The organism is Andreprevotia chitinilytica DSM 18519 (assembly GCF_000711875.1).
Classification (GTDB): domain Bacteria; phylum Pseudomonadota; class Gammaproteobacteria; order Burkholderiales; family Chitinibacteraceae; genus Andreprevotia; species Andreprevotia chitinilytica.
In genome coordinates this window covers 1-20,149 of record NZ_JONM01000010.1, presented here as the reverse complement: position 1 = coordinate 20,149, position 20,149 = coordinate 1, and the positions used below count along the sequence as shown (strand labels likewise).

23 protein-coding genes are annotated in these 20,149 nt (G+C 60.6%); 13 read left to right on the top strand and 10 right to left on the bottom strand.

What is annotated here, in order from left to right:
• Positions 1-72: 72 nt before the first annotated feature.
• Genes ubiA through BR41_RS13855 form a run of 3 tightly spaced genes read right to left on the bottom strand, consistent with a single transcriptional unit; the run spans position 73 to position 2,005 of the window.
• Positions 73-942, bottom strand: a complete 870-nt coding sequence (gene ubiA / locus BR41_RS13865) for a 4-hydroxybenzoate octaprenyltransferase (protein WP_035057784.1) — start codon at positions 940-942, stop codon at positions 73-75.
• Positions 939-1,526, bottom strand: coding sequence for a chorismate--pyruvate lyase family protein (locus BR41_RS13860; RefSeq protein WP_051710971.1), 588 nt, complete (start codon positions 1,524-1,526; stop codon positions 939-941). The genes ubiA and BR41_RS13860 overlap by 4 nt, the downstream gene beginning before the upstream one ends.
• Positions 1,523-2,005 carry a GNAT family N-acetyltransferase gene (locus BR41_RS13855; RefSeq protein WP_051710969.1) on the bottom strand — a complete coding sequence of 161 codons (483 nt, stop codon included), beginning with the start codon at positions 2,003-2,005 and terminating at the stop codon, positions 1,523-1,525. Before BR41_RS13855 ends, BR41_RS13860 begins: the two co-directional genes overlap by 4 nt.
• A gap of 141 nt (positions 2,006-2,146) precedes the next feature.
• Between BR41_RS13855 and BR41_RS13850 the strand changes: the two genes are divergently transcribed.
• The 4 genes from BR41_RS13850 (at position 2,147) to BR41_RS13835 (ending at position 3,788) form a co-directional block, all read left to right on the top strand.
• Positions 2,147-2,851 (top strand): AzlC family ABC transporter permease, encoded by a 705-nt coding sequence (locus BR41_RS13850; RefSeq protein ID WP_245615903.1) that lies wholly within the window; start codon positions 2,147-2,149, stop codon positions 2,849-2,851.
• Complete coding sequence (locus BR41_RS13845; protein WP_035057782.1) at positions 2,848-3,174, top strand: AzlD domain-containing protein; 327 nt, start codon at positions 2,848-2,850, stop codon at positions 3,172-3,174. Before BR41_RS13850 ends, BR41_RS13845 begins: the two co-directional genes overlap by 4 nt.
• Positions 3,175-3,240: 66 nt before the next feature.
• On the top strand, positions 3,241-3,456 hold the full coding sequence (locus BR41_RS13840; protein ID WP_035057779.1) for a hypothetical protein: 216 nt from the start codon (positions 3,241-3,243) through the stop codon (positions 3,454-3,456).
• Positions 3,457-3,458: 2 nt separating this feature from the next.
• On the top strand, positions 3,459-3,788 hold the full coding sequence (locus BR41_RS13835; protein WP_051710967.1) for a type II toxin-antitoxin system RelE/ParE family toxin: 330 nt from the start codon (positions 3,459-3,461) through the stop codon (positions 3,786-3,788).
• A gap of 93 nt (positions 3,789-3,881) precedes the next feature.
• On the opposite strand, the gene BR41_RS13830 is transcribed toward BR41_RS13835, so the two are convergent.
• On the bottom strand, positions 3,882-4,169 hold the full coding sequence (locus BR41_RS13830) for a hypothetical protein (protein ID WP_035057776.1): 288 nt from the start codon (positions 4,167-4,169) through the stop codon (positions 3,882-3,884).
• A gap of 452 nt (positions 4,170-4,621) precedes the next feature.
• Here BR41_RS13830 and BR41_RS13825 point away from each other — a divergent pair, with 452 nt between their 5' ends.
• The 6 genes from BR41_RS13825 (at position 4,622) to BR41_RS13800 (ending at position 11,887) form a co-directional block, all read left to right on the top strand.
• Positions 4,622-5,638, top strand: coding sequence for a TraB/GumN family protein (locus BR41_RS13825; RefSeq protein ID WP_169741305.1), 1,017 nt, complete (start codon positions 4,622-4,624; stop codon positions 5,636-5,638).
• 249 nt (positions 5,639-5,887) lie between these two features.
• Positions 5,888-6,859: an ABC transporter substrate-binding protein gene (locus BR41_RS13820; protein ID WP_051710959.1), complete on the top strand. Its 972-nt coding sequence runs from the start codon at positions 5,888-5,890 to the stop codon at positions 6,857-6,859.
• A gap of 10 nt (positions 6,860-6,869) precedes the next feature.
• A complete protein-coding gene (locus BR41_RS13815) occupies positions 6,870-7,691 on the top strand; it encodes an ABC transporter permease (RefSeq protein ID WP_035057774.1) in 822 nt (273 codons plus the stop codon).
• A gap of 120 nt (positions 7,692-7,811) precedes the next feature.
• The gene (locus tag BR41_RS13810) at positions 7,812-8,606 is read left to right on the top strand and encodes an ABC transporter ATP-binding protein (RefSeq protein WP_035057772.1); all 795 of its coding nucleotides are present in this window, start codon (positions 7,812-7,814) and stop codon (positions 8,604-8,606) included.
• 20 nt (positions 8,607-8,626) lie between these two features.
• Positions 8,627-10,453, top strand: a complete 1,827-nt coding sequence (locus tag BR41_RS13805) for a sensor histidine kinase (RefSeq protein ID WP_035057769.1) — start codon at positions 8,627-8,629, stop codon at positions 10,451-10,453.
• Positions 10,454-10,573: 120 nt separating this feature from the next.
• Positions 10,574-11,887, top strand: a complete 1,314-nt coding sequence (locus BR41_RS13800) for a sigma-54-dependent transcriptional regulator (protein WP_035057767.1) — start codon at positions 10,574-10,576, stop codon at positions 11,885-11,887.
• A 241-nt stretch (positions 11,888-12,128) separates the two neighbouring features.
• Here the strand turns inward: BR41_RS13800 and BR41_RS13795 are convergent, their stop codons facing one another.
• Entirely contained in the window at positions 12,129-13,526 is a 1,398-nt protein-coding gene (locus BR41_RS13795; protein WP_051710957.1) for a DUF1996 domain-containing protein, read from the bottom strand.
• 231 nt (positions 13,527-13,757) lie between these two features.
• Between BR41_RS13795 and bioF the strand changes: the two genes are divergently transcribed.
• The 3 genes from bioF to BR41_RS23020 all read left to right on the top strand — a co-directional run bounded on the left by bioF (position 13,758) and on the right by BR41_RS23020 (position 16,624).
• Positions 13,758-14,975: an 8-amino-7-oxononanoate synthase gene (bioF, locus tag BR41_RS13790; protein ID WP_245615901.1), complete on the top strand. Its 1,218-nt coding sequence runs from the start codon at positions 13,758-13,760 to the stop codon at positions 14,973-14,975.
• A complete protein-coding gene (gene bioH, locus BR41_RS13785; RefSeq protein ID WP_035057762.1) occupies positions 14,972-15,739 on the top strand; it encodes a pimeloyl-ACP methyl ester esterase BioH in 768 nt (255 codons plus the stop codon). The genes bioF and bioH overlap by 4 nt, the downstream gene beginning before the upstream one ends.
• Positions 15,740-15,955: 216 nt before the next feature.
• Positions 15,956-16,624, top strand: a complete 669-nt coding sequence (locus BR41_RS23020; RefSeq protein ID WP_051710955.1) for a hypothetical protein — start codon at positions 15,956-15,958, stop codon at positions 16,622-16,624.
• 6 nt (positions 16,625-16,630) lie between these two features.
• Here BR41_RS23020 and BR41_RS13775 read toward each other — a convergent pair whose 3' ends face one another.
• From BR41_RS13775 to grxC, 5 genes are all read right to left on the bottom strand, one after another.
• A complete protein-coding gene (locus BR41_RS13775; protein WP_051710952.1) occupies positions 16,631-17,365 on the bottom strand; it encodes a metallophosphoesterase family protein in 735 nt (244 codons plus the stop codon).
• A gap of 72 nt (positions 17,366-17,437) precedes the next feature.
• The gene (locus tag BR41_RS13770) at positions 17,438-18,430 is read right to left on the bottom strand and encodes an NAD(P)H-dependent glycerol-3-phosphate dehydrogenase (RefSeq protein WP_035057761.1); all 993 of its coding nucleotides are present in this window, start codon (positions 18,428-18,430) and stop codon (positions 17,438-17,440) included.
• The gene (locus BR41_RS13765) at positions 18,427-18,873 is read right to left on the bottom strand and encodes an SH3 domain-containing protein (RefSeq protein ID WP_035057759.1); all 447 of its coding nucleotides are present in this window, start codon (positions 18,871-18,873) and stop codon (positions 18,427-18,429) included. The genes BR41_RS13770 and BR41_RS13765 overlap by 4 nt, the downstream gene beginning before the upstream one ends.
• The gene (secB, locus tag BR41_RS13760) at positions 18,854-19,327 is read right to left on the bottom strand and encodes a protein-export chaperone SecB (protein WP_035057757.1); all 474 of its coding nucleotides are present in this window, start codon (positions 19,325-19,327) and stop codon (positions 18,854-18,856) included. Before secB ends, BR41_RS13765 begins: the two co-directional genes overlap by 20 nt.
• Before the next feature lie 75 nt (positions 19,328-19,402).
• On the bottom strand, positions 19,403-19,663 hold the full coding sequence (gene grxC / locus BR41_RS13755; RefSeq protein ID WP_035057755.1) for a glutaredoxin 3: 261 nt from the start codon (positions 19,661-19,663) through the stop codon (positions 19,403-19,405).
• Between the last annotated feature and the right edge of the window lie 486 nt (positions 19,664-20,149).

The window sequence follows — 20,149 nt, the reverse complement described above, 5'->3', positions numbered from 1 at the left end:
CACAATGCGCACTGGGGCGGTGCTTCAGTGTAGATGGTTGGCGGCAAGGCTTTGGCTTGTCGGTGAGCCGGTTTACGGCTTGATCAGATAGTCCGCCACCAACGCCAGAAAAATCACCGCACCGATGCGATTGTTGGCGAGGAAAGCATGAAAACACGGCATCCGTTCGCGGTTCTTGATGCGGGGGTATTGGTCGAACACCACCAGCCCCACGGCGGCGACCAAGCCGGCCAGATAGACCACGCCGCGCCCTTCTGCGATGCCGATCCACGCCATCATGGTCAGGAACACCACGTAGCAAAACAGCACGGCCGCGATATCGAAGCGCCCGAAGGTGATGGCCGAGGTCTTGATGCCGATCTTCAGATCGTCCGGCCGGTCGCACATGGCGTATTCGGTGTCATAGGCCAACGTCCAGAACACGTTGGCGACCAGCAGCAACCACGCTTGCAGCGGTACGTGGCCGGAGAGTGCCGCGTACGCCATCGGGATGCCGAAGCCGAACGCGATGCCAAGGTAAGCCTGCGGAATGGCAAGGAAGCGCTTGGTAAACGGATAGCTACCGGCAAGGAAGGCGGCCGGAATCGCCAGCAACAGCGCCAGCCCGTTCAGCGGCAGCGCGATCAGCAGCGACACCAGTGTCAGGCCGGCAGCCAGCAGCAGCGCCTCTTTCTTGCTCACCAGCCCGGCCGCCAGCGGGCGATTTTTGGTCCGCTCCACGTGGCCGTCGAAATCGCGGTCGGCGTAGTCATTGATCACGCAGCCGGCCGAGCGCATCAGCACCGTGCCGAGCACGAAAATCGCCACGATCAGCCAGTCCGGCCGGCCGTTGCCGGCGAACCAAAGCCCCCAGAGTGTCGGCCACATCAGCAACAGGATGCCGATGGGTTTGTCGAGGCGGGTCAGTCGCCAATAGAGGGGGAGTTGCGTGGCGAGTTTCATGTTGATTGCTTCATTGATGAGCGCTGACTGGTGGAGGGCAGCGTTGTGAAATACGGCGGCAAAAACACTTCGGTCACCATCAGCGCATCACGCCCGGCGTAAAACAGCGAGCGACGCGCCCAGAGTTGCTTGGGCAACTGACCGACGACTTGTCGCGCTGCTTTTTGCCATAGCGGATGGCGTCGGTCGATCTTGCACCAGCTTAATGGCGCACGCTGGATGGTCGGCGTGGCGAACAGGAAGGAGCCGAGTGACTGGTTGCCGAGTTTGCCGACGGCGCGAAAGCCGCGTCGCAGGGCGGCCGGGGTAGCGATGCTGTGGGCGAACACCAGCGGCGTATTGCCACTCAGCAGCAAGACTTCGCGTGTTTCGACGCGCGCGTGGGCTGAGTTCGATCCCAATTGTTTGAGTTCGTCACGGTGCGGTCGGGCCAGCTGTTGGGCGACCACGCGCACACTGAATTGTGGGTAATGCGCGATCAGTCGCGCAGTCAGCGAGCCGGTGGCGGTGAGCCATGGCCGCAGGGCGCGCGGGGCGAGCAGGATGGGGTGTCGCCAGCGGGGCTTGGTCGAGTGTTGGCTCATGCGGGATTCAACACCCGCCGCATCGGCACATAGCGGAGACCAAACCGCGTTTGCGCCACATCCGTCGCGACAAAGCCGAAGTGCTCATACGCATGTACGGCGTTCAGGCTGGCGTTGACCGTGATCTCGGTCAGGCTGGGGGTGTACTCGACGGCACGCACGACGATGGCATCGGCCAGCCTTCCGCCAAGACCAAGCCGCTGCAGCGACGGGGCGACGAACAGCATGCACAGGTGGCCGGGAGGCTTGAGCTGGGCCAGGCCGGCGAGCTGCCCATCCACTTCGACCACCTGCGTCAGATAGCCATCGCGATGGCGATCGCTGAGTGCGTCAGGCAGCACATAGGCATAGAACGTGGCACAGCCTTCCGGGCTCAGCGTCGGCGCGACGGCGGCATCGAAAGCATGTCGCGCCAGTGCGGCGGCGGCGCTGATGTCGTCGTTTCGCAGTGGGCGAATGGCGATGGCAGGAGAAATCATGGCCGCAATTATGCCACGCACGCCGTGCCGTTCTTCATGGCGCACCCCATGTTCGCCGCAGATTGGGGGTAACTGTAATGGTCATGTTTCGGGCCGGATCGTTATGCTGTTTGGATGAATGCACCTGCGCCAAATCCAACAGTGCTAGAAACAACGCCCCAACCTTCCGGCTTTCTGGCCGGTCTGCGCGACATGCTGCCGATGCTGATCGGTGCCGCGCCGTTCGGGCTGATTTTCGGCACGCTCGCCGGCCCGGCTGGTCTTGCACCGTGGGCCGCAGTGGCAATGTCGTTAGCGGTGTTTGCCGGCTCTGCCCAGTTCATCGCCGTCACGTTACTGACTGGCGGCGCGAGCATTCCGGTGATCATTGCGACGACCTTTGTCGTCAACCTGCGCCACGCGCTATATGGCGCATCCCTGCAACCGCACGTGGCTGACCTGCCGTTGCGCTGGCGGGCGCTGCTGGCGTATTTCCTCACCGATGAAGCGTTTGCCGTCGTTTATCACCGCCTGCAGGAGCCAGCCCCGGTCGACGTGCGCCGCTATTTCCTCGGCGCGGCGCTGGCGATGTATATCAATTGGTCAGCGTGGACGGTGGTCGGCATCGCCATTGGCCGCAACGTGCCGGGCATCGAGCATTGGGGGCTGGAGTTCGCCATGGTCGCGACCTTCGTCGGCATCGTCGTGCCGCTCTTGAAAAACCGTGCCCAAGTCGCCGCCGCGCTCTGTGCCGGCTTGACCGCCTTGGCCGCCAACGGCCTGCCGTACAAATTGGGCTTGATGGTGGCTGCGCTGGTCGGGGTCGCAGTCGGCATGGCGCTGGAGAAACGGGAGGTCCGCTCATGATCCAAGCCCCGCTCGATACCATCCTGATGCTCGCCGGCATGGCCGTTGTGACTTACAGCGTACGCATCGGCTTCTGGCTCGGCGCAAGCCACGGTTTTCCACCCCGCCTGCGTCGTGCGCTGGAATACGTGCCGGTGGCCGTCTTGTCCGCCATCATCTTCCCGACCGTGCTACTGCCGGGCGGTGTGCTGTCTGTGTCGATCCACAATGCACAGCTGGCTGGCGCGTTGGCGACCGGGCTGATTGTCTGGCGCTTCAAGCACCTGCTGGCGGGGATTGGCGGCGGGTTGGTGGTGTTTGTGGTTTGGCGATTGGTGATGTGATTACAAGCTCAGGGACGTGAAGAGGACGCCTTGATGGGTGCGCACTGCATACCATCAGGCGTTACAATGATTTCCATGCCAGCCCTCAATCTCCAAGCCCTTGATCCGGCCGACCTGATGCCGATCCCCGATGTTCCGGAAAGCTACGGCCCCCGGAACGAGGAAGACCAACGCGTGTATGAATTGGTGACAGCCGGTATCGAGAGCGGCGAGCCAATCCCCGTGGACGAGTCTTTCTTCGCCCGCCTGCGCGCCCGCATCCTTGCTCACAAATCTGTGTAGTTGTGCTGCACGTCTTTATCCAGCCAGAGGCCGCTCAGGGGCTCGAGGCGGCGGTCGACTACTATGCGCAGGCTGCATCACCGGCATTGGCTGAGCGTTTCCTCATCGAGTTTGAAACGACTTGTGCCAACTTGGCCGAACGACCCGGCATTGGTTCTTTGCGCTTCGCCCACCTGTTGGAAGGTGCTGAGTTGCGCACTTGGTCGCTGACTCGTTTCCCGTTTCGCCTGTTCTACTTCGTTGAAGGCGACACCCTCAACATTCTGGGTGTCGAGCACGAACGCCGGAATATCGCCCCGGTGCCATTCCGTTCTAGCAAAAAGCCGGATTAGGCGGACGGTGCGCCGCATCTTCGGTAGATACGATTAGCTTAACCGCCGATTTGAGATGCGGCGGAACGCCCTTCGGGTGTTCCGCCCTACGTTTTACTTCCTGTCTTTCTCTCTGAACTCCCTGAATGCCTTTTCATTGACCCGCGCCATGTCGATGGCGCTGCGTCGCTCCTGAGCCAGCGAGATACCCGTTTGTGTCAGCTGGTACGCAGCGGAGCCGGGATCGACGATGCGGGCGAGGATTTGGAACAGCCGGCCGAGTTCGTCGATGCATTCGATGCCATAACGGGCAAAGTCGTCGGCGGTACGGCCGATCGAGCGAGGTGTAGAGGCGTAGCGGGGGAGTGGTGGTGCGGGCGTACCTTGAGGTGCATTGGGCATGAGAGCCTCCTACATTTGCGGGTTTTTACCCGCCGCTTCGCTCTCAAACGAAGGTGGCGGGCGCAAGGAAGGGTTGAGAGACCGGAATGTAGGAACCGGCAGCCCGAAGGCTCCCCACCCTGCTCCGCCATTGAGGACGTACCAAGGGTGTTGACGGACGAAAAAATAAACCGCTGTGCAGCGGTTGTCCGCCTACATTAACCGGGCTCTCAAACCCGATCGCGCTATTGAACGCGACGGTGAAAAGTATCCCAGCCAATCCTGCATGGTCAAGCAGCGCGAAACCTGTAGCCCGGAGATGGCGCATGTTAGGGAGCCCCGGCCGCAAAATGCCTTTGGGCTACGTGAACTGATCTTGGTGTTAGGTTTTTTGCATGGTTGGTATAAGGTATCGGCCGATGTAGAACCAATCCGCAGGCCGAACTCGAATGCCTGCATCAAGGAGATACCCGTTGCATCACTTCACTGCCCTGTTTAGGAAACTAGCGCTTGGTCTGGCGGCTTGCCTGGCACTGGCCGGCACTGCTCAGTATGTCGTTGCCGCAGACTGTCCCCCACCCGTGCAGATGCCCACCGCTGAGCAATTCCAGAAGCTTCAGGCGGAAGCAGTGGATCGTGGTTTTTTGTGGAAGATCAGCAAGGGCGGGCATGATTCCTGGCTGTATGGCACGGTGCATGTGGGCAAAGCAGACTGGATCATGCCCGGCCCGCAAGTAAAGGCAGCCTTGCTATCGAGCCAAACCATCGCGCTGGAAATGGACCCGCTGGATCCTGAAATCCAGAAAAAAATAGCGAGCCTGGTCACGAAAAGTGCCGGGAAAATCCCCGAGTCGCTCAAACCACGCGTGAAAAAACAAATGGATGCGGTATGCATGCCAGAGGCCGCGATGAGCAAAATTCATCCGGCAATGTTGATGGTCACGCTCGAATTGCTGAGCGTGCGGCCAGATGGGTTGGAAGGGGACTACGCCGTGGAGGGCATGCTGTCCGGCGTTGGTCACAATACGGGCAAGGAAGTGAAGTCCATGGAAACCCCCGAGCTTCAGATGCAAGCGTTGTTTGGTCTTGATGGCGTCGTAAAACCAAAGATGATCACGGATGCGTTGGAGTCGCTTGAAAGCGGCAAGGGCCGCAGGATAGCCAATCGGCTGGCCCAGGCATGGGCGCAATCGAAAATCGATGAAATGGAGAGCTACGCTAGCTGGTGCGATTGTCTGAATACCGCTGATGAGCGAGCAGAAATGAAGCGCATGCTGGACGATCGCAATCCCGGTCTGGCCGATTCCATCGATGCCTTACACCGTCAAGGCAATATGGTGTTCGCCGCTGTTGGCAGTTTGCATATGGTTGGCAAGATCGGTCTGCCTGCATTGCTGAAACAACGTGGCTACGAAGTGACGGCCATTCCATTCAATCCGTCGATTCAGAATCAGGCGAAGGCAACACCGCCAGCAACAGCAGTTCAATAAAACGCAAACTCTCTGGCGGATTTCCGCCGCCAACCAACCAGTCAATTCCGTAGTTTCGCCATAATGCCTACAGGGCGGGAGCATGCTCCCGCCCTTTTTCTCGTTTGTTGCCAAGGGTTTGCGATGTAGTCACCACTTGGCACGGTGCTGGCAGGCTTATTGCATAAGATAAGGTTGAATCCGCAGCCGTCGGCCTTTGCCGCGTCCGGTTTTGCGTAGTGCTCACCACTCGATTACGGAGTCGCAACGATGAAACTGATTTCCCTCCTGCTCGCCAGCCCATTGGCCGTTACCGCTTTGTCCGCCCACGCTGAAGACGACGTGATCCGCTTGGGCAACCTCAAGTTCGCGCATTACGGCGCGGTGTCGTACATCAAGGAGATCGCACCCAAGTGCGGCATCAAGGTGCAGGAGCGGATGTTCGCCAAGGGTTTGGACATCATGCCGGCCGTTATCGCTGGTGAGATCGATGTGGCGGCCAGTGCCGCGGATGCGGCGATTGCCGGCCGGGCCGGGGGCGTGCCGGTGTACGCCGTGGCCGGTTTTGCCAAGGGCGGTGCACGTATCGTGGTGCAGCCCAATTCGCCGATCAAGAAAGTGGCGGACTTCAAGGGCAAATCTGTCGGCGTGGCCCGTGGCGGCGCGCAAGATTTGCTGCTGATGGCCGAGCTCGCCAAGGCCAACCTCACCTGGTCGGAAAAACCCGGCAAGGATGTGCAGATCGTCTATTTGCCTTTTGCCGATCTGAATCAGGCGTTGATGCAAAAGCAAATCGACGGCATGGCGCAATCCGAGCCGCAGGCATCGCAAGCCATCAACAAAGGCTTCGGCGTGGAGCTGCTCAAGCCTTATGACACAGCGATCGGCGAGCCGATCCGCACGCTGGTGATGACCGAGAAGATGTACAACACCCAGCGCCCGCTGGCCGAGAAGTTCATGAAGTGTTTCGTACAAGCCACCAAGGCCTTCATGGATGACCCCAAACTGGCCGAGAACTACGTGCGCACCACGATGTTCAAGGGCCAGATCACGCCGGAGGACTACAAGGACGCCATCGGCAATTCGCCCTTCTATTACAACCTGAGCATCGAACACATGCAGATCACCACCGATCTGATGGCCAAGTACGGCGTCGGCAAGATGGCCAAGCCGCCGGTGGCCAAGGATTGGGTGAAGCTCGATCTGCTGGAACAGGCCAAAAAATCGTTGAATGTTCAGTAAGGGGATAAGGATGAACAAGGGGACATTGAGCCGCGCCGCGCGTGGCTTGTGGGTGCCGCTGCTGATCGTCGCGCTGTGGCAGGGCGCGGCGGTGGCGGGGTGGCTCAATCCGCAAATCCTGCCCTCGCCGTGGCAGGTGCTGCAGCGCTGGTATGCCTATCTGATGCCGATGGAAGCCTACGATCCGGCGCAGGGCAGTTACGCCAAGTGGCTGGTATCGGGCGAGTTGATTCATGATGCGATCGGCACGCTGTATCGGGTGATCGTCGGCTTCCTCGTGGGGGCGGTGCTGGCTCTGCCGCTGGGGCTGTTGATGGGGGCGAGCAAGCGGGTTTACGGCTGGTTCAATCCGCTGATCCAGGTGCTGCGGCCGATTCCGCCGATTGCATTTATCCCGCTGTCGATTCTGTGGTTTGGTCTGGGTAATGCCCCAGCCATTTTCCTGATTGCGCTCGGCGCGTTCTTTCCGGTGTTGATGAATACCATCGCCGGGGTGCGGCAGGTCGATTCGATCTATCTGCGGGCGGCGCGCAACCTGGGTGCCGGGCAATCCACCCTGTTCGTGAAGGTGATCCTGCCGGCCGCAACGCCCTACATCTTTTCCGGCGCGCGTATCGGCGTTGGCACCGCTTTTATCGTGGTGATCGTGTCCGAAATGATTGCGGTCAATAACGGTCTGGGATTCCGCATTCTGGAGGCGCGCGAGTATTTCTGGTCCGACAAGATCATCGCCGGCATGTTGACGATCGGCATTTTGGGCTTGGCGATCGATACGGCGATGAATGCGCTGAATAACCATCTGCTGCGCTGGCATCGCGGTTTGGAACACTGATTTCCGACCGCATTCAGCCGATGGCTTTGTCGACGTCGCTGGCCGTACCACTTGTACTGTCTGCGCTCCGTCTTCGCGCCCTCGACTGAATGCGGCCGGAAATAACGGAGATTCGAAATAATGACTGCACAAATCAAAGTCGAACACGTCAGCAAAGTGTTCAAAACGCCGGGCGACGATGTGGTGGCGCTGCGTGATATCAATCTGGAGATTCCGCGCGGGCAATTCGTCTGTCTGCTCGGGCCATCCGGTTGCGGTAAATCGACGCTGCTCAATGCCGTGGCGGGTTTCTCGCTGCCATCGAGCGGCCGGATCATGGTGGATGGTGCGACCATCACCGATACCGGGCCGGATCGTGGCATGGTGTTTCAGGAGTACGCGCTGTTCCCGTGGATGACGGTAGCGCAGAACATTGCCTTCGGCCTCAAGATCAAGAACGCGCCCAAGGCGCAGATCGATGCCAAGGTGGCCGAGCTGCTGGAAACGCTCAAGCTGACCGAATTCCGCGACCGCTATCCGAAGGATTTGTCAGGTGGCATGCGGCAGCGGGTGGCCATTGCGCGCATTCTGGCGCTCGATTCACCCATCATGCTGATGGATGAGCCCTTCGGCGCGCTCGATGCGCTCACCCGCCGCAGCTTGCAAGATGAGTTGCTGAAAATATGGGAAGAGCATAAAAAGACCATCCTGTTCGTCACCCACAGCATCGAGGAGTCGATCTATCTTGCCGACCGCATCATCGTGCTCACCTATCGTCCCGGCACCGTCAAACGTGACGTTCTGGTCGATATTCCGCGCCCGCGCGATCCGAGTGCGGCCGGGTTCAATGCCCTCAAGCGCGAACTGGCGGAATTGGTGATGGAAGAACAGCAACGCCACCAACAGGCCGAGTTACGCGGCCTGACCACCGACTGATCCCCCTCGCCAATCCCACAATGAGCACAGGCAGGCCGGCGCGCATTCTTCTGACCTTCGCAGGTATCTGCATCGCAGCCGGCCTGTTGTGGCTGGCTGCGGCGTGGAGCGAACGCAATGAACTGGAACGCCTGCGTGATGCCGGCCGCCATCGGCTCGATGTCTACACCGGCAGCCTGCGCAACGCGGTCGACCGCTTCACCTGGCTGCCCTTTGTCGTGTCGACCCAACCCGGGTTGGTGGCATTGCTGCGCGCACCGCAGGATGCCGTGCAGCGCGACAAGGTCAACCGCTACCTCGCGACGGTCAACAAGGCCGCGCAATCGAATTCGCTCTATCTGCTGGATGCCAACGGCCTCGCGCTGGCGTCGAGCAATTGGGATACCCCGCTGAGCTACATCGGCAACAACTACGCGTTCCGGCCTTACTTCCTGCAAGCCCGCGAAGGCCATGCCGGGCGTTTTTACGGCGTCGGTTTCACCACGCTGCAACCGGGCTATTTTCTGTCTTACCCGGTGCGCGATGGCGAGCGGATTGTCGGCGTGGTCGTCGCCAAGGTCAGTCTGGATGCGCTGGAACACAACTGGCGGCTGGGTGGCGAGCACATGCTGGTGGCCGATCGCGATGGCGTGGCCTTTCTCGCGACCGACGTCGATTGGAAATGGCGCACGCTGGCGCCGCTGCCGGCCGAAACGCTGCGCTATATCGAAGACAGCCGCCAATACGGTCGCAATGTCTTTCCGGAACTGGGACTCGTGGGGCGGCAAACCATCGATCACGATACCGAGCGGGCGTTTTTGCAGAGCGAGGCACGCCGGATCGACGTATTGATGCAAACCATCAAGCTGCCTGATCTCGATTGGCAGATCGTGCTGCTGACCGATCTCGCACCCGTGCGGCAGGTGGTGGCAAGAGCTGTGGTGGGCACTGCGCTGGGCTTGCTGGCGCTGCTGTCATGGTGGCTGTTCTGGCGGCAACGGCGGCGGCGCATTCGCGACAACCTGCGCGCCAGCGCCGCACTTAGGCAGGCGCATGATGAGCTGGAGCAGAAGGTGGCTGAACGCACGCATGAGCTGGTCGATGCCAACGACCAGCTGCAGCGCGAAATCGCCGAACGCATCCGCACCGAAGCCAATCTGCGGGCCGCGCAAAACGAACTGGTCCAAGCCGGCAAACTCGCCGTGCTCGGCCAGATGGCAGCAGGCGTGACCCATGAGCTGAACCAGCCATTGACGGCGATGCGCGCACTGGCCGACAACGCCAAGCTGTTGCTGGAGCGTGGCAACACCGCAGCGGTTGGCGACAATCTGCTGCACATCAGCCAACTCACTGCACGCATGGGCAAGATCACCGGCCAATTGCGCGCCTTCGCCCGCAAGAGCGACAGCGTGGCCGAGCCGGTATTGGTGAAGCAAGCCATCGCCAACGCACAACTATTGCTGGAGCAGCGTCTACGCCAGCAGCAGGTGGTGCTGGATATCCGCCAGTCAGATGAAAGCGTGCAGGTGTCCTGCAACCCGGTGCGACTGGAGCAAGTACTGATCAATCTGCTGCGCAATGCGCTCGATGCGGTGCGCGATCAGCCCGACGCGGCGATCTCGGTGAATGTGCTTCGTGATGATGGCAAAGTGCGCATCACGGTCACGGACAACGGCCCCGGCATTTCGCCCGAGCATCTGCCGAGCTTGTTCGATCCCTTCTTCACCACCAAGGGCGATAGCGAAGGGCTTGGACTGGGGCTGGCGATTTCGCTCTCTATCGTGCGTGATTTTGGTGGCAACTTGCTTGCCAGCAATGGCCCGAATGGCGGCGCATGTTTTGAAGTGGCGCTGTTGGCTGCGTTGTAGAGGATCAAGACGTGTAGGTTGGTGTTGAGCGTAGCGAAGCCCAGCACTCGTGGGGCACGGTCAACGTTGGGCTTCATTTCATTCAACCCAACCTACGAATTGTTTGGGAGTCCTGAGATTGTGAAAGTCCTGCTGATCGACGACGAAGCCATGATCCGCCATGCCGGCAGCCAGACGCTGGAGCTGGCCGGTTTCGACGTCGAAGTCTTTGCCGATGCCGAATCGGCGCTGCCACTGTTGCGGCCGGATTTTCCCGGTGTCGTGGTGTGCGATGTGCGCTTGCCGGGGCTGGACGGGTTGCAGCTGTTGGCGAAAAGCGTCGCCAACGATGCGGAGCTGCCCGTGGTGCTGGTGACCGGCCACGGCGATGTGGCGATGGCGGTGCAGGCGATGCGCGATGGCGCGTACGACTTCATCGAGAAGCCGTTTTCGTCCGAGCAACTGGTCGAGGTGGTACGGCGGGCGCAGGAAAAGCGGGCGCTGGTGCTGGAAAACCGCCAGCTGCGCCGCGAGTTGCAGCGTCGCTCCGGCATCGAGGGGCGTTTGCTGGGGCGCGGGCCGGGCATCGAGCAAATCCGCCGCCGCATTACCGATGTGGCCGATACCGATGCCGATGTGTTGATCCTCGGCGAAACCGGCACCGGCAAGGAGCTGGTGGCGCGGTGCCTGCACGAATACAGCAGCCGTTCCGACAAACCTTTCGTGGCGCTCAATTGCGGCGCGTTGCCGGAGCAGCTGTTCGAAAGCGAAATCTTCGGCCACGAAGCTGGCGCATTCACCGGCGCAGCCAAGCGCCGCATCGGCAAGATCGAGTATGCCAATGGCGGCACGCTGTTTCTGGATGAGCTGGAAAGCATGCCGATCACGCTGCAGGTGAAACTGTTGCGGGTGCTGCAGGAGCGCGAGCTGGAACGGCTCGGCGGCAATGTCGCCATCCCGGTCAATTGCCGCATGGTGGCCGCCACCAAGAGCGATCTCAAGCAGCTGAGCGATCAGCAGCAGTTTCGTCTTGATCTCTATTACCGGCTCAACGTCGTCACCCTCAACCTGCCGGCCTTGCGCGAGCGGCGCGAAGATATCCCGCTGTTGTTCGAACACTTCGTGCTGCAGGCGGCTTTGCGTTACCACCGGCCCGCGCCGATCGTGCCGCAGAGCCGCTTGCGTGAATTGATGTTGCATCCTTGGCCGGGCAATGTGCGCGAGCTACGCAATATGGCGGATCGCTTCGTGCTGGGCTTGCTGGACGACGCGCCGGCCAGCGAGTTGTCGCTTGATCTGCCGGCGCTGGTCGAGCGCTTCGAGAAGAATCTGATCGAGGATGCCTTGCTGCATGCCGCGGGTCAGGTGACTGCCGCCAGCGTCTCACTCGGCCTGCCGCGAAAGACGCTGTACGACAAGATCAAGAAGTATGGGTTGGGGCGGGAGTCTGAATAATGGAGCGCGTCCGCGCTCTTTGCTTGGCTATTCCAACGCCTGTTCAGAATCTCTTCTGGCAACGAGTGACATTGCTATTCCCCCCTTTTTGAAGGGGGGGTAGGGGGGATTTCTGCGGCATCTCAACATCTACCGGCGTCGAAATCCCCCTCAATCCCCCTTCGAGAAGGGGGAAAAGTAAAACCCTGAAGCGCTTCAAGCTGGCAATTTGCGAGACTTTGAACAGCCTCTGAACAACCGCTTACTTGTAAAACAGCATCGGCGGATTGGCTGTCTCGCGCGTATCAAACCAATACCTGGCCCCGCTCATGCCACCACCGGGGCCGACAACGCAGAAGGAAATCTCCTTCTTGCCATCCGCCAGCGCTTGTTTCACCAAGGCCGTGACGTCCGCCGACCGGTATTGCTCGTTGGTGCCGGTGTAGATGGCGGCCAGGTTGGACGCCCCACAGGTAGGCTGGTTGTTCCAGCTGGTACTGCTTTCTGACCAGTTATCCGGTGCCGAGCGGAGGAAGAGATTGCCGTTCTCTGTGCCCGCACCATACAGGCGGACGAGGATATTGCTGTAGTCGCTCGGGCTCAGCCTGTCGTTCAGCGGGAAATGAATCAAACCGATCCGGCGGTCACTGCTCAGGTCACGCGCCTCGCCACGGTTTTCGCTGCCGTGCGCAGTGATCGGCTCGGCGACATTGACGAAGGTATCGCGGTCGGCCAGTTGGTAGTCCACCGGAATGTCCTTGTTGCACGAGCGGCCGTGGTTGAGGCAGTACTCCACGGCGTATTGCATGCCACGCGGGCTCCAGCCGTTGTAGAAGTCGGCGTGAGCGGTATACATGCTGCCCCAGCGCTCGACCGGCTTGCCGTCGATCATCTGCGGGTCGAGTGACAACTGCGCGCCATTCAGATCGCCGTTTTCGCCAATGTCATACCAGAGTTGCATCCACAAACGCGGGATGCGCACCGGATACGCGGCCGGGCAGGCATCGTCGCCCGCCCACGCCACGTTGTTGTGGTCCTTTGTTGGCGAGAGGTTCTTGCCGTCCCAGCAGTTGGGGAATAGCAGCGAAATCGCGAAGGTATTGCGCTGCCCGACCTTGATCGGGCAGGCGTTCATCTTGGCCGTGCCCCACGAGCCAGGGTAACCGAGGCAGCCGAAGGTGATCAGCCCATTCGGATCGGGCGCGGAGCCCATGTGGTTGCCGGTGATGGAGCGGAAGCCGGCCGGGAAAGGGTGCACCGGGTACTCGGGATAGTTCGGGCTGCTGTTGTAATAGGTTTTCTGGGCATAGGGGCGAATGATTTCGCCGTCGGCACGGCGCAATGCCGGCGCCCAGTAGCTGGATCGGTCGGCCGGGACATCGCAGGTGATGTTGGGCTGGGCGCGCAGGCTGTCGAAGGTGACGTTGGCATCGGCGGTCACGCTGCCGAAGAAGTCGTGAATCATCGAATGCCCCGGTTTGCCGAACAGAAAGATCGCATCGTCCGGCAAGGTGTGTGAATACCGGCATTCCACGTTGAACTGGCCGCCGGTCGCAATGGCCGCTTTGAGTTTTCCACCGGTATCCAGCGCAGCGCCGGTCAATAGCTTGCCGGCGCTGTCCAGCTGCGGTTTGCCGGCGATCACGGTCGGGGGCGGCATGTTATCTGCTGCAGATGCAGTGCCGCAAAGGAGTGCGAAGAGGGCAATCCCTGCCACCGTATGCAGGGTTGATGGACGTATCCGTGGCATGGTCGGGATTCCTGTTCTCGTCGTTGATTTCGCGCGAATGTCGTGGGAGTTCGGGCAATACCTGAACGTATCACCCGGTTTTTCAGGGGGAAAAGTTCATGAACGATTTCTGGGTTGGCGCTGGCTGGGTCATCGAGTCCGTTGCGCACGCTACAATCGGCCTCTTTATCGCCCACTGCCGCCGCCATGCCCTTTGACCGTCTTGCCGCAGAACTCGATGCCCGCCGTGCCGCTCACCTGTATCGGCAGCATTCGCTGCTCGATAGCCCGCAAGGTGCGCGTGTCACGGTCGATGGCCGGGAGCTGCTCAATTTCTGCAGCAACGATTACCTCGGCCTCGCCAATCACCCGGATATCGTCGCGGCGGCGCAGGCAGGGGCGAAGCGCTGGGGCGTAGGCAGCGGCTCAGCACCACTGGTTGCGGGCCACTTCTCGGTGCATGAAGCGTTTGAGGCGCGTGCGGCGGCCTTCGTCGGCAAGCCAGCCGCGCTGTCGTTCGTGACTGGCTACATGGCGAATCTGGCGGTGATCACCGCTTTGGCAGGGCATGGCGATGCGGTGTTTGGCGACAAGCTCAATCACGCCTCGCTTAACGATGCCTGCCAGCTCAGCCGGGCAACCTTTCGCCGCTTTCCGCATAACGACCTCGCTGTGCTGGAACGGCTGCTGACGATCACCCCGGCGCGCAACAAGCTGATCGTGGTGGACGGCGTGTTCAGCATGGATGGCGATGCCGCGCCGCTGGCCGAATTGCTGCGGCTGGCGGAGCGCTTCGACGCCTGGGTGTATGTGGATGATGCGCATGGCTTCGGTGTGCTAGGTGATGGGCGCGGCAGCCTCGTCGCGGCTGGCCTCGATTCCCCACGGCTGATTTATATGGCCACGCTCGGCAAGGCCGCTGGCGTGGCTGGCGCGTTCGTGGCGGCTGAGCAGTTGGTGATCGATTACCTGATCAATTTCTCCCGCCCCTATATCTACACCACCGCCGCGCCGCCGCTGTTGGCCGAAGCGTTGCTGGTGAGCCTGGATCTGATCGAGCGTGAATCCTGGCGACGTGAACGCATCCTTGAGCACGTCGCCAGCTTGCAGGGCAGCTTGGCAGGGCGGGGGCTGATGGCCTCGATGACATCGATTCAGCCGCTCGAAGTCGATAGCAATAAAGTGGCGCTCGGGCTATCTGCCGCGCTGCGCGAGCATGGTTATTGGGTGGCGGCGATTCGCCCACCGACGGTGCCGACGCCACGCTTGCGCATCATCTTGTCGGCCGCGCATTCGGCAGGGGATGTGGCGAAACTGGGAGCCGATTTGCGCCAACTGTTGGATCGCCCGTTGGATCAATCGCCGGAGCAACCGGCATGAGCGTGTATTTCGATTCGATTGGTCATGGTGAAGATGTGGTCTGGCTGCACGGCTGGGCCATGAATGGCACCGTGTGGCGGCCGGTGGCCGAGGCGATGGCGGGCGACTACTGCAATCATCTGGTCGATTTGCCGGGTCATGGTCGCAGTACCGCGATTGCGCCGTTGACGGTGGACGCCATCGTCGCTGAGTTGGAAGCGACGTTTCCGTTGCCGGTGCACGTGGTTGGCTGGTCGCTTGGCGGGGCGGTGGCAACTGCTTGGGCGCTCAAGCGGCCCGAGCAGGTGCGCTCGCTCTCGCTGATCTCATCCAGCCCGTGCTTTGCCCAACGCGATGATTGGCGACCCGCGATGCCGATGGAAACGCTGCGCCAGTTCGCTGCCAATCTGGGTAATGACTGGCAAGGCACCTTGAAGCGCTTCATCAGTCTGCAAACGCTCGGCAGCCCGACGGCGCGCGAGGTGGCCAAGACCTTGCTGGCCGATCTGTTGCTGCATGGCGAGCCTGATCAGCAAGCGTTGCGGGAGGGGCTCGACATCCTGCGCGATACCGACCTGCGATCACGCATTGCCGAGCTGGATTTGCCATTGCTGCTGCAATTCGGCGACCGCGATACGCTCAGTCCGCTGGGCGCGGGAGAGTGGCTGGCGGCTCAGCAGCCGAAAGCGACCTTTGTCGTGCATCGTGGTGCGGCGCATGTGCCGTTCTTGTCGCATCTGGATGACTTCGTCGTGGTGCAGAAGCGGTTTCTCGCGGGCGTTTGAATCGGGGAGGCGACCGGTTGTCGGCCGGCTGGCGCGATGAGCTGATTTATTCCACCCGGCTGCCGATGTGAGGGATTGGAGGGTCGGTTTCCGGTGCGCTGTGATATGCCGAAGTATGAACACCGGACAAAGCGCTGGCCCAGCCCGTTTGGCCGTGTCGCCTTGGCGACATAGCGGCTGTGCCGGTTCAACGCCCGGCGCGCAGGAGCAATCATCATGGCATCCAGCATTTCAGGCCTGACCGTGCAGGCCCAAGTCACGCAGATATCCGGCAAGATCGTCGATACGACCGACCCGGCAACGGGCGCAGTCACCGAGACCGGCCAAGTCTCGATTCAGCAGGAGTCGGTGTCGATTTCCGGCTCGCTCAATGATCTGCTGACGTATGCCGATCCACGCAAGGCGCAAAGCAGCGACCAGAGTAAACCGCCCGATTTGGCTAGCATGCTTGAGGCATCGGATCAGAAAGTGCAGCAATTCATTGGCCTGCTCGGTGACCTGATCAAGCAGCAAGGTTTGAACTGGTCCAAGGTCGTGAGCGGCGAGCAGCATCTCAATGCCGATCCGACGACCATTGCGGATGCCAAGCAGGCGATTTCGGAAGACGGTGAATTTGGCGTCAAGAAAACTGCACAGCGCATCCTGAGTTTTGCCCAAACCGCCATGGGCGGCGATGCGAGCAAGCTCGATACCATCCGGGCGGCAGTGCAGAAAGGCTTCGACGAGGCCAAGCAGATGTTTGGCGGCACGCTGCCGGATATCAGCAATCAGACCTACGACAGCATCATGAGTACGCTGGATCACTGGAAGGCGAACGGCATTCCGACGGGGGACGCGGCGGCTGCGCCTTCTCCAGCCGCGGCTCCATCGCCTGCATCGGCCTGACGGGTGCTAGGCAAACCCGCTGCCCAGCCACGCGGCCCAGTCGATCCGGTTGCGATCACACGCTTGATCGGCGGCGACGATGTGGTCATATGGCACGCTGCGCAGATCGACCAGCCAGCCGCGATCGGTCGCTTCCAGCCGGGCATAGCGTGCGTGTGGGCTGCCGGTCTGCATGGCATGCGGCGGATCGTAGTCGCGATAGCTGGGCAGACCGACGCTGCCGGGGTTCACGATAATGCGGTTGTCCGGCAGGCCGACCAAGCGGGGCATGTGGCTGTGGCCGCATAGCAGCACCTCCGCATCGATATGCCCGGCGATGTCGACGATTTCCACCAACGGGCGCAAGCCGTTATCCCAGTCTTCCAGCCAGTAAGTCAGATCATCGCCCGGTTTGCCGTGGCAGGCATAGATCAGTGCGTCGACCAGCATGGTGGTCGGCCGGTCTTTCAACCAAGCGATACCGGCGGGGCCGAGCTCCTCGCGCACGAACTGCATCGTCGGCCCGTTATCGTTGTCTTCCCACACGTCGCGATCATGGTTGCCGTTGATGTGTAGCACGCGCCGCGTTTCCCCTTCGGCAACCAGGCGTTGCCACGTGCCGCGCGGATCGAGCGGGCCGTAGAGGGTGTCGCCTAGCTCAAGCAGGGTGGCGTCGGGCCAGCTCTCGAGGTCGGCGAGTACTGCCTCAAGCGCAGTCAGGTTGCCGTGGATATCAGAGAGGATTGCGTAGCGCAGATTCATGAAAAAAGGCCGGTGGTGGACCGGCCTTTAGTTTAGTGCGAACGATGGTCCATGACAGATCTGCGTAACAAATCAGACTTCAGATTCCATTCGTGGCGCGCGCCCCATCAGGGTGTTGATGATGTCGGCGACAACCTTGCCGTCGAACAAAAGCTGGCAGACCGCACGGGTGATCGGCATGTCGACATTGAGCGCTTCGGCTTGGCGCAATACCTCACGCGCGGTCGGCACACCTTCCGCCACGTGGCCGAGATTGGTCAGAATGTCCTCGAGCTTGAGTCCTTGCGCCAGCATCAGGCCGACACGGCGGTTGCGGCTTAAATCACCGGTGGCGGTGAGCATCAGATCACCAATACCGGCGAGGCCCATGAAGGTTTCCGGCTTGGCACCGAGCGCTGCGCCAAAGCGACTCATTTCCGCGAGTCCGCGGGTCAACAGCGCTGCGCGGGCATTCAGACCCAGTTGCAGACCGTCGCAAACACCGGCCGCAATCGCCAGCACGTTTTTCACGGCGGCACCGATCTCGACGCCGATCAGGTCGTCGCTGGCATACAGGCGCAGTACGGGCGTATTCAATGCCTCGACAGTACTGCGGGCAAATTCGGCATCGCTGGCGGCAATGGTAACGGCGGCTGGCTTGCCGGCGGCGACTTCCTGCGCAAAGCTCGGGCCGGACAGCATGCCGCGGGCAATCCCGGTTGCCAGTTCTTCGTCGGCGACTTGATGCGGAAATTTCATCGTGCCAGCCTCAAGGCCTTTGCAGGCCCAGAGTACCGGGGCTTGATTGCCGAGCGCGGTCAGTGCACGCAAGGTCGGGCGTAGGCCTGCCATCGGCGTGACGATCAGGATGGCATCGACATTGGCGATGGCAAGACCAAGATCGGCGGTGACGGACAATTGTTCGGGGAAGGGTACATCGGCGAGGTAGCGGCGATTTTGCTGCTCGCGCGCCATTTCGGCGGTTTGTTCGGTGTCGCGACACCAGAGGGTAACGGGGCCCTGGTCGGCAAAACGGATCGCCAGCGCAGTCCCCCAGGCGCCAGCGCCCAGGACGGCGAGTTTCATGCGCCCCAGACCTCTTCAATGCGGATATAGCCGATCAGCCCGTCGCGGTGTTTAACCTTGAGCCAACCGGTGCGGGTGTTGTCTTGCAGCTCCAGCAGCAGATCCTTGCCGGCCTTGTAGACAGCAGGCGAGCCAGCATCGGCTTTCTGGTATACGGTCGTCGGCTTGAGCACGGCAATGTAGCGTTTGCTGCTGGCATCCGCTTTCTTCAGCCAAGCCAGGGTGCCATCGCGATCACGTACGCGCAGCCAGGTGCCGTCTTCCGAGAGCACCTCGACCGGCATCCCGCGGCTGCCGACGAACAGCTTTTTGGCGCTATCTTTCGGCGCTTCATACAGCACCGCGCCATGGCGGGCGATCGAGCGGAATTCGAGGGCGTGGCACGCGCCGGCGACAAGCGCCAGCGCGGCTAGCAATGCAAGCTTAGTGCGTGGTTTGCGCATCGGCCGGTTGCGCGGCTTGCTGCGCACGTTGTTGCAGATAGATGGCTTCGAAATTGATCGGCTGCAGCAACAGCGGCGGGAAGCCGGCGCGGGTGGTGAGGTCGGATACGGTTTCGCGCAGGTAGGGGAACAGGATGCTCGGTGCACCGATGCCCAAGAGCGGGTCCATTTCTTCAGTCGGTACGTGTTCGATCTGGAACAGGCCGGCTTGGGTTACTTCCACCAGGAACACGGTGCGGTCTTCCGCTTTGGCTTCGGCGGTGACGGTCAGGCTGACTTCATAGAAGCCATTGTCGAAACCACGTGCCGAGTTGCGGAACTGAATGTTGAATTCGGGTTGTTCTTGTTCAAGGAAGGCTTGCGGGGTGTTGGGCGCTTCCAGCGATACGTCGTTCACGTAGATCTTCTGGATGGCAAAAACCGGCTGTTGCGCCTCTTGGTTCTGTTCGCTCATGGCGAGTCCTTCAAAGGAATAGGGTTATTGAAAGTGCGGCGGGAATCATCGCACGATTCGATGACACCCGCTATATCACTCGTCTGCGAGCAGCGGTACTAGTTCGCCAGCATGATCAAGCGCGGCTAGATCGTCATAGCCGCCGACATGGGTTTCGCCAATATAGATTTGCGGTACGGTACGGCGACCGGTGCGCGCCATCATTTCTTCGCGGCGGGCTGGTTCCAGATCGACACGAATCTTCTCGATCTCGGTCACGCCGCGCCGCAGCAGCAACTGCTCGGCCCGAACGCAATATGGGCACATGCCTGTGCTGTACATCAATACTTTGCTCATCACTGTTTCAACTCAAATCGCCAACGGAAAGATCATGGAGGCAGTGATTGCCTTCTGCAAGAGCCAGAAGCCTGCTTTGCATATGTATAACGCGCGCGAGGGTGCGTAAATTGAATTTCGAGTGTTTGCGATGCTTGGTTTGGATATTGAATGAAGGAATTGTGCTGGATATGAACGGAAGTGCGACCCAAGTTGCAGAATTGTTGCGTTGCCGATCAAGCACTTAGGGGGATGTTTGGGTGATTTTTGTTGGAGGGTGTTGACGGGGTTTGGGTAGGGCCGTATAGTTCGGTTTCTCCGCTGCAGACACAGCGGGAAACGAAGCGAAACGAAGAGTTTAGCAGGTTTCCCGAGTGGCGCAGCAAGCGATCTTTAACAAATTACAGCCGATGAGTGTGGGTGCTTGATGAAGACATCAAGTGCTCGCACTAATAGATGGAAAGAAACGAAGTACATACTTTGTTGATTTCTTGAGTTTTGTGAGCG

Excerpts from the sequence above, each read along its gene's own strand:
- BR41_RS13840 (WP_035057779.1), top strand. The coding sequence starts at position 3,241 with ATGATTTCCATGCCAGCCCTCAATCTCCAAGCCCTTGATCCGGCCGAC.
- BR41_RS13860 (WP_051710971.1), bottom strand. The coding sequence starts at position 1,526 with ATGAGCCAACACTCGACCAAGCCCCGCTGGCGACACCCCATCCTGCTC.
- BR41_RS13845 (WP_035057782.1), top strand. The coding sequence starts at position 2,848 with ATGATCCAAGCCCCGCTCGATACCATCCTGATGCTCGCCGGCATGGCC.
- BR41_RS13775 (WP_051710952.1), bottom strand. The coding sequence starts at position 17,365 with ATGAATCTGCGCTACGCAATCCTCTCTGATATCCACGGCAACCTGACT.
- grxC (WP_035057755.1), bottom strand. The coding sequence starts at position 19,663 with ATGAGCAAAGTATTGATGTACAGCACAGGCATGTGCCCATATTGCGTT.
- BR41_RS13820 (WP_051710959.1), top strand. The coding sequence starts at position 5,888 with ATGAAACTGATTTCCCTCCTGCTCGCCAGCCCATTGGCCGTTACCGCT.
- BR41_RS23020 (WP_051710955.1), top strand. The coding sequence starts at position 15,956 with ATGGCATCCAGCATTTCAGGCCTGACCGTGCAGGCCCAAGTCACGCAG.
- BR41_RS13830 (WP_035057776.1), bottom strand. The coding sequence starts at position 4,169 with ATGCCCAATGCACCTCAAGGTACGCCCGCACCACCACTCCCCCGCTAC.
- BR41_RS13795 (WP_051710957.1), bottom strand. The coding sequence starts at position 13,526 with ATGCCGCCCCCGACCGTGATCGCCGGCAAACCGCAGCTGGACAGCGCC.
- BR41_RS13765 (WP_035057759.1), bottom strand. The coding sequence starts at position 18,873 with ATGCGCAAACCACGCACTAAGCTTGCATTGCTAGCCGCGCTGGCGCTT.
- BR41_RS13805 (WP_035057769.1), top strand. The coding sequence starts at position 8,627 with ATGAGCACAGGCAGGCCGGCGCGCATTCTTCTGACCTTCGCAGGTATC.
- BR41_RS13810 (WP_035057772.1), top strand. The coding sequence starts at position 7,812 with ATGACTGCACAAATCAAAGTCGAACACGTCAGCAAAGTGTTCAAAACG.
- bioH (WP_035057762.1), top strand. The coding sequence starts at position 14,972 with ATGAGCGTGTATTTCGATTCGATTGGTCATGGTGAAGATGTGGTCTGG.
- ubiA (WP_035057784.1), bottom strand. The coding sequence starts at position 942 with ATGAAACTCGCCACGCAACTCCCCCTCTATTGGCGACTGACCCGCCTC.
- BR41_RS13855 (WP_051710969.1), bottom strand. The coding sequence starts at position 2,005 with ATGATTTCTCCTGCCATCGCCATTCGCCCACTGCGAAACGACGACATC.
- BR41_RS13770 (WP_035057761.1), bottom strand. The coding sequence starts at position 18,430 with ATGAAACTCGCCGTCCTGGGCGCTGGCGCCTGGGGGACTGCGCTGGCG.
- secB (WP_035057757.1), bottom strand. The coding sequence starts at position 19,327 with ATGAGCGAACAGAACCAAGAGGCGCAACAGCCGGTTTTTGCCATCCAG.
- BR41_RS13815 (WP_035057774.1), top strand. The coding sequence starts at position 6,870 with ATGAACAAGGGGACATTGAGCCGCGCCGCGCGTGGCTTGTGGGTGCCG.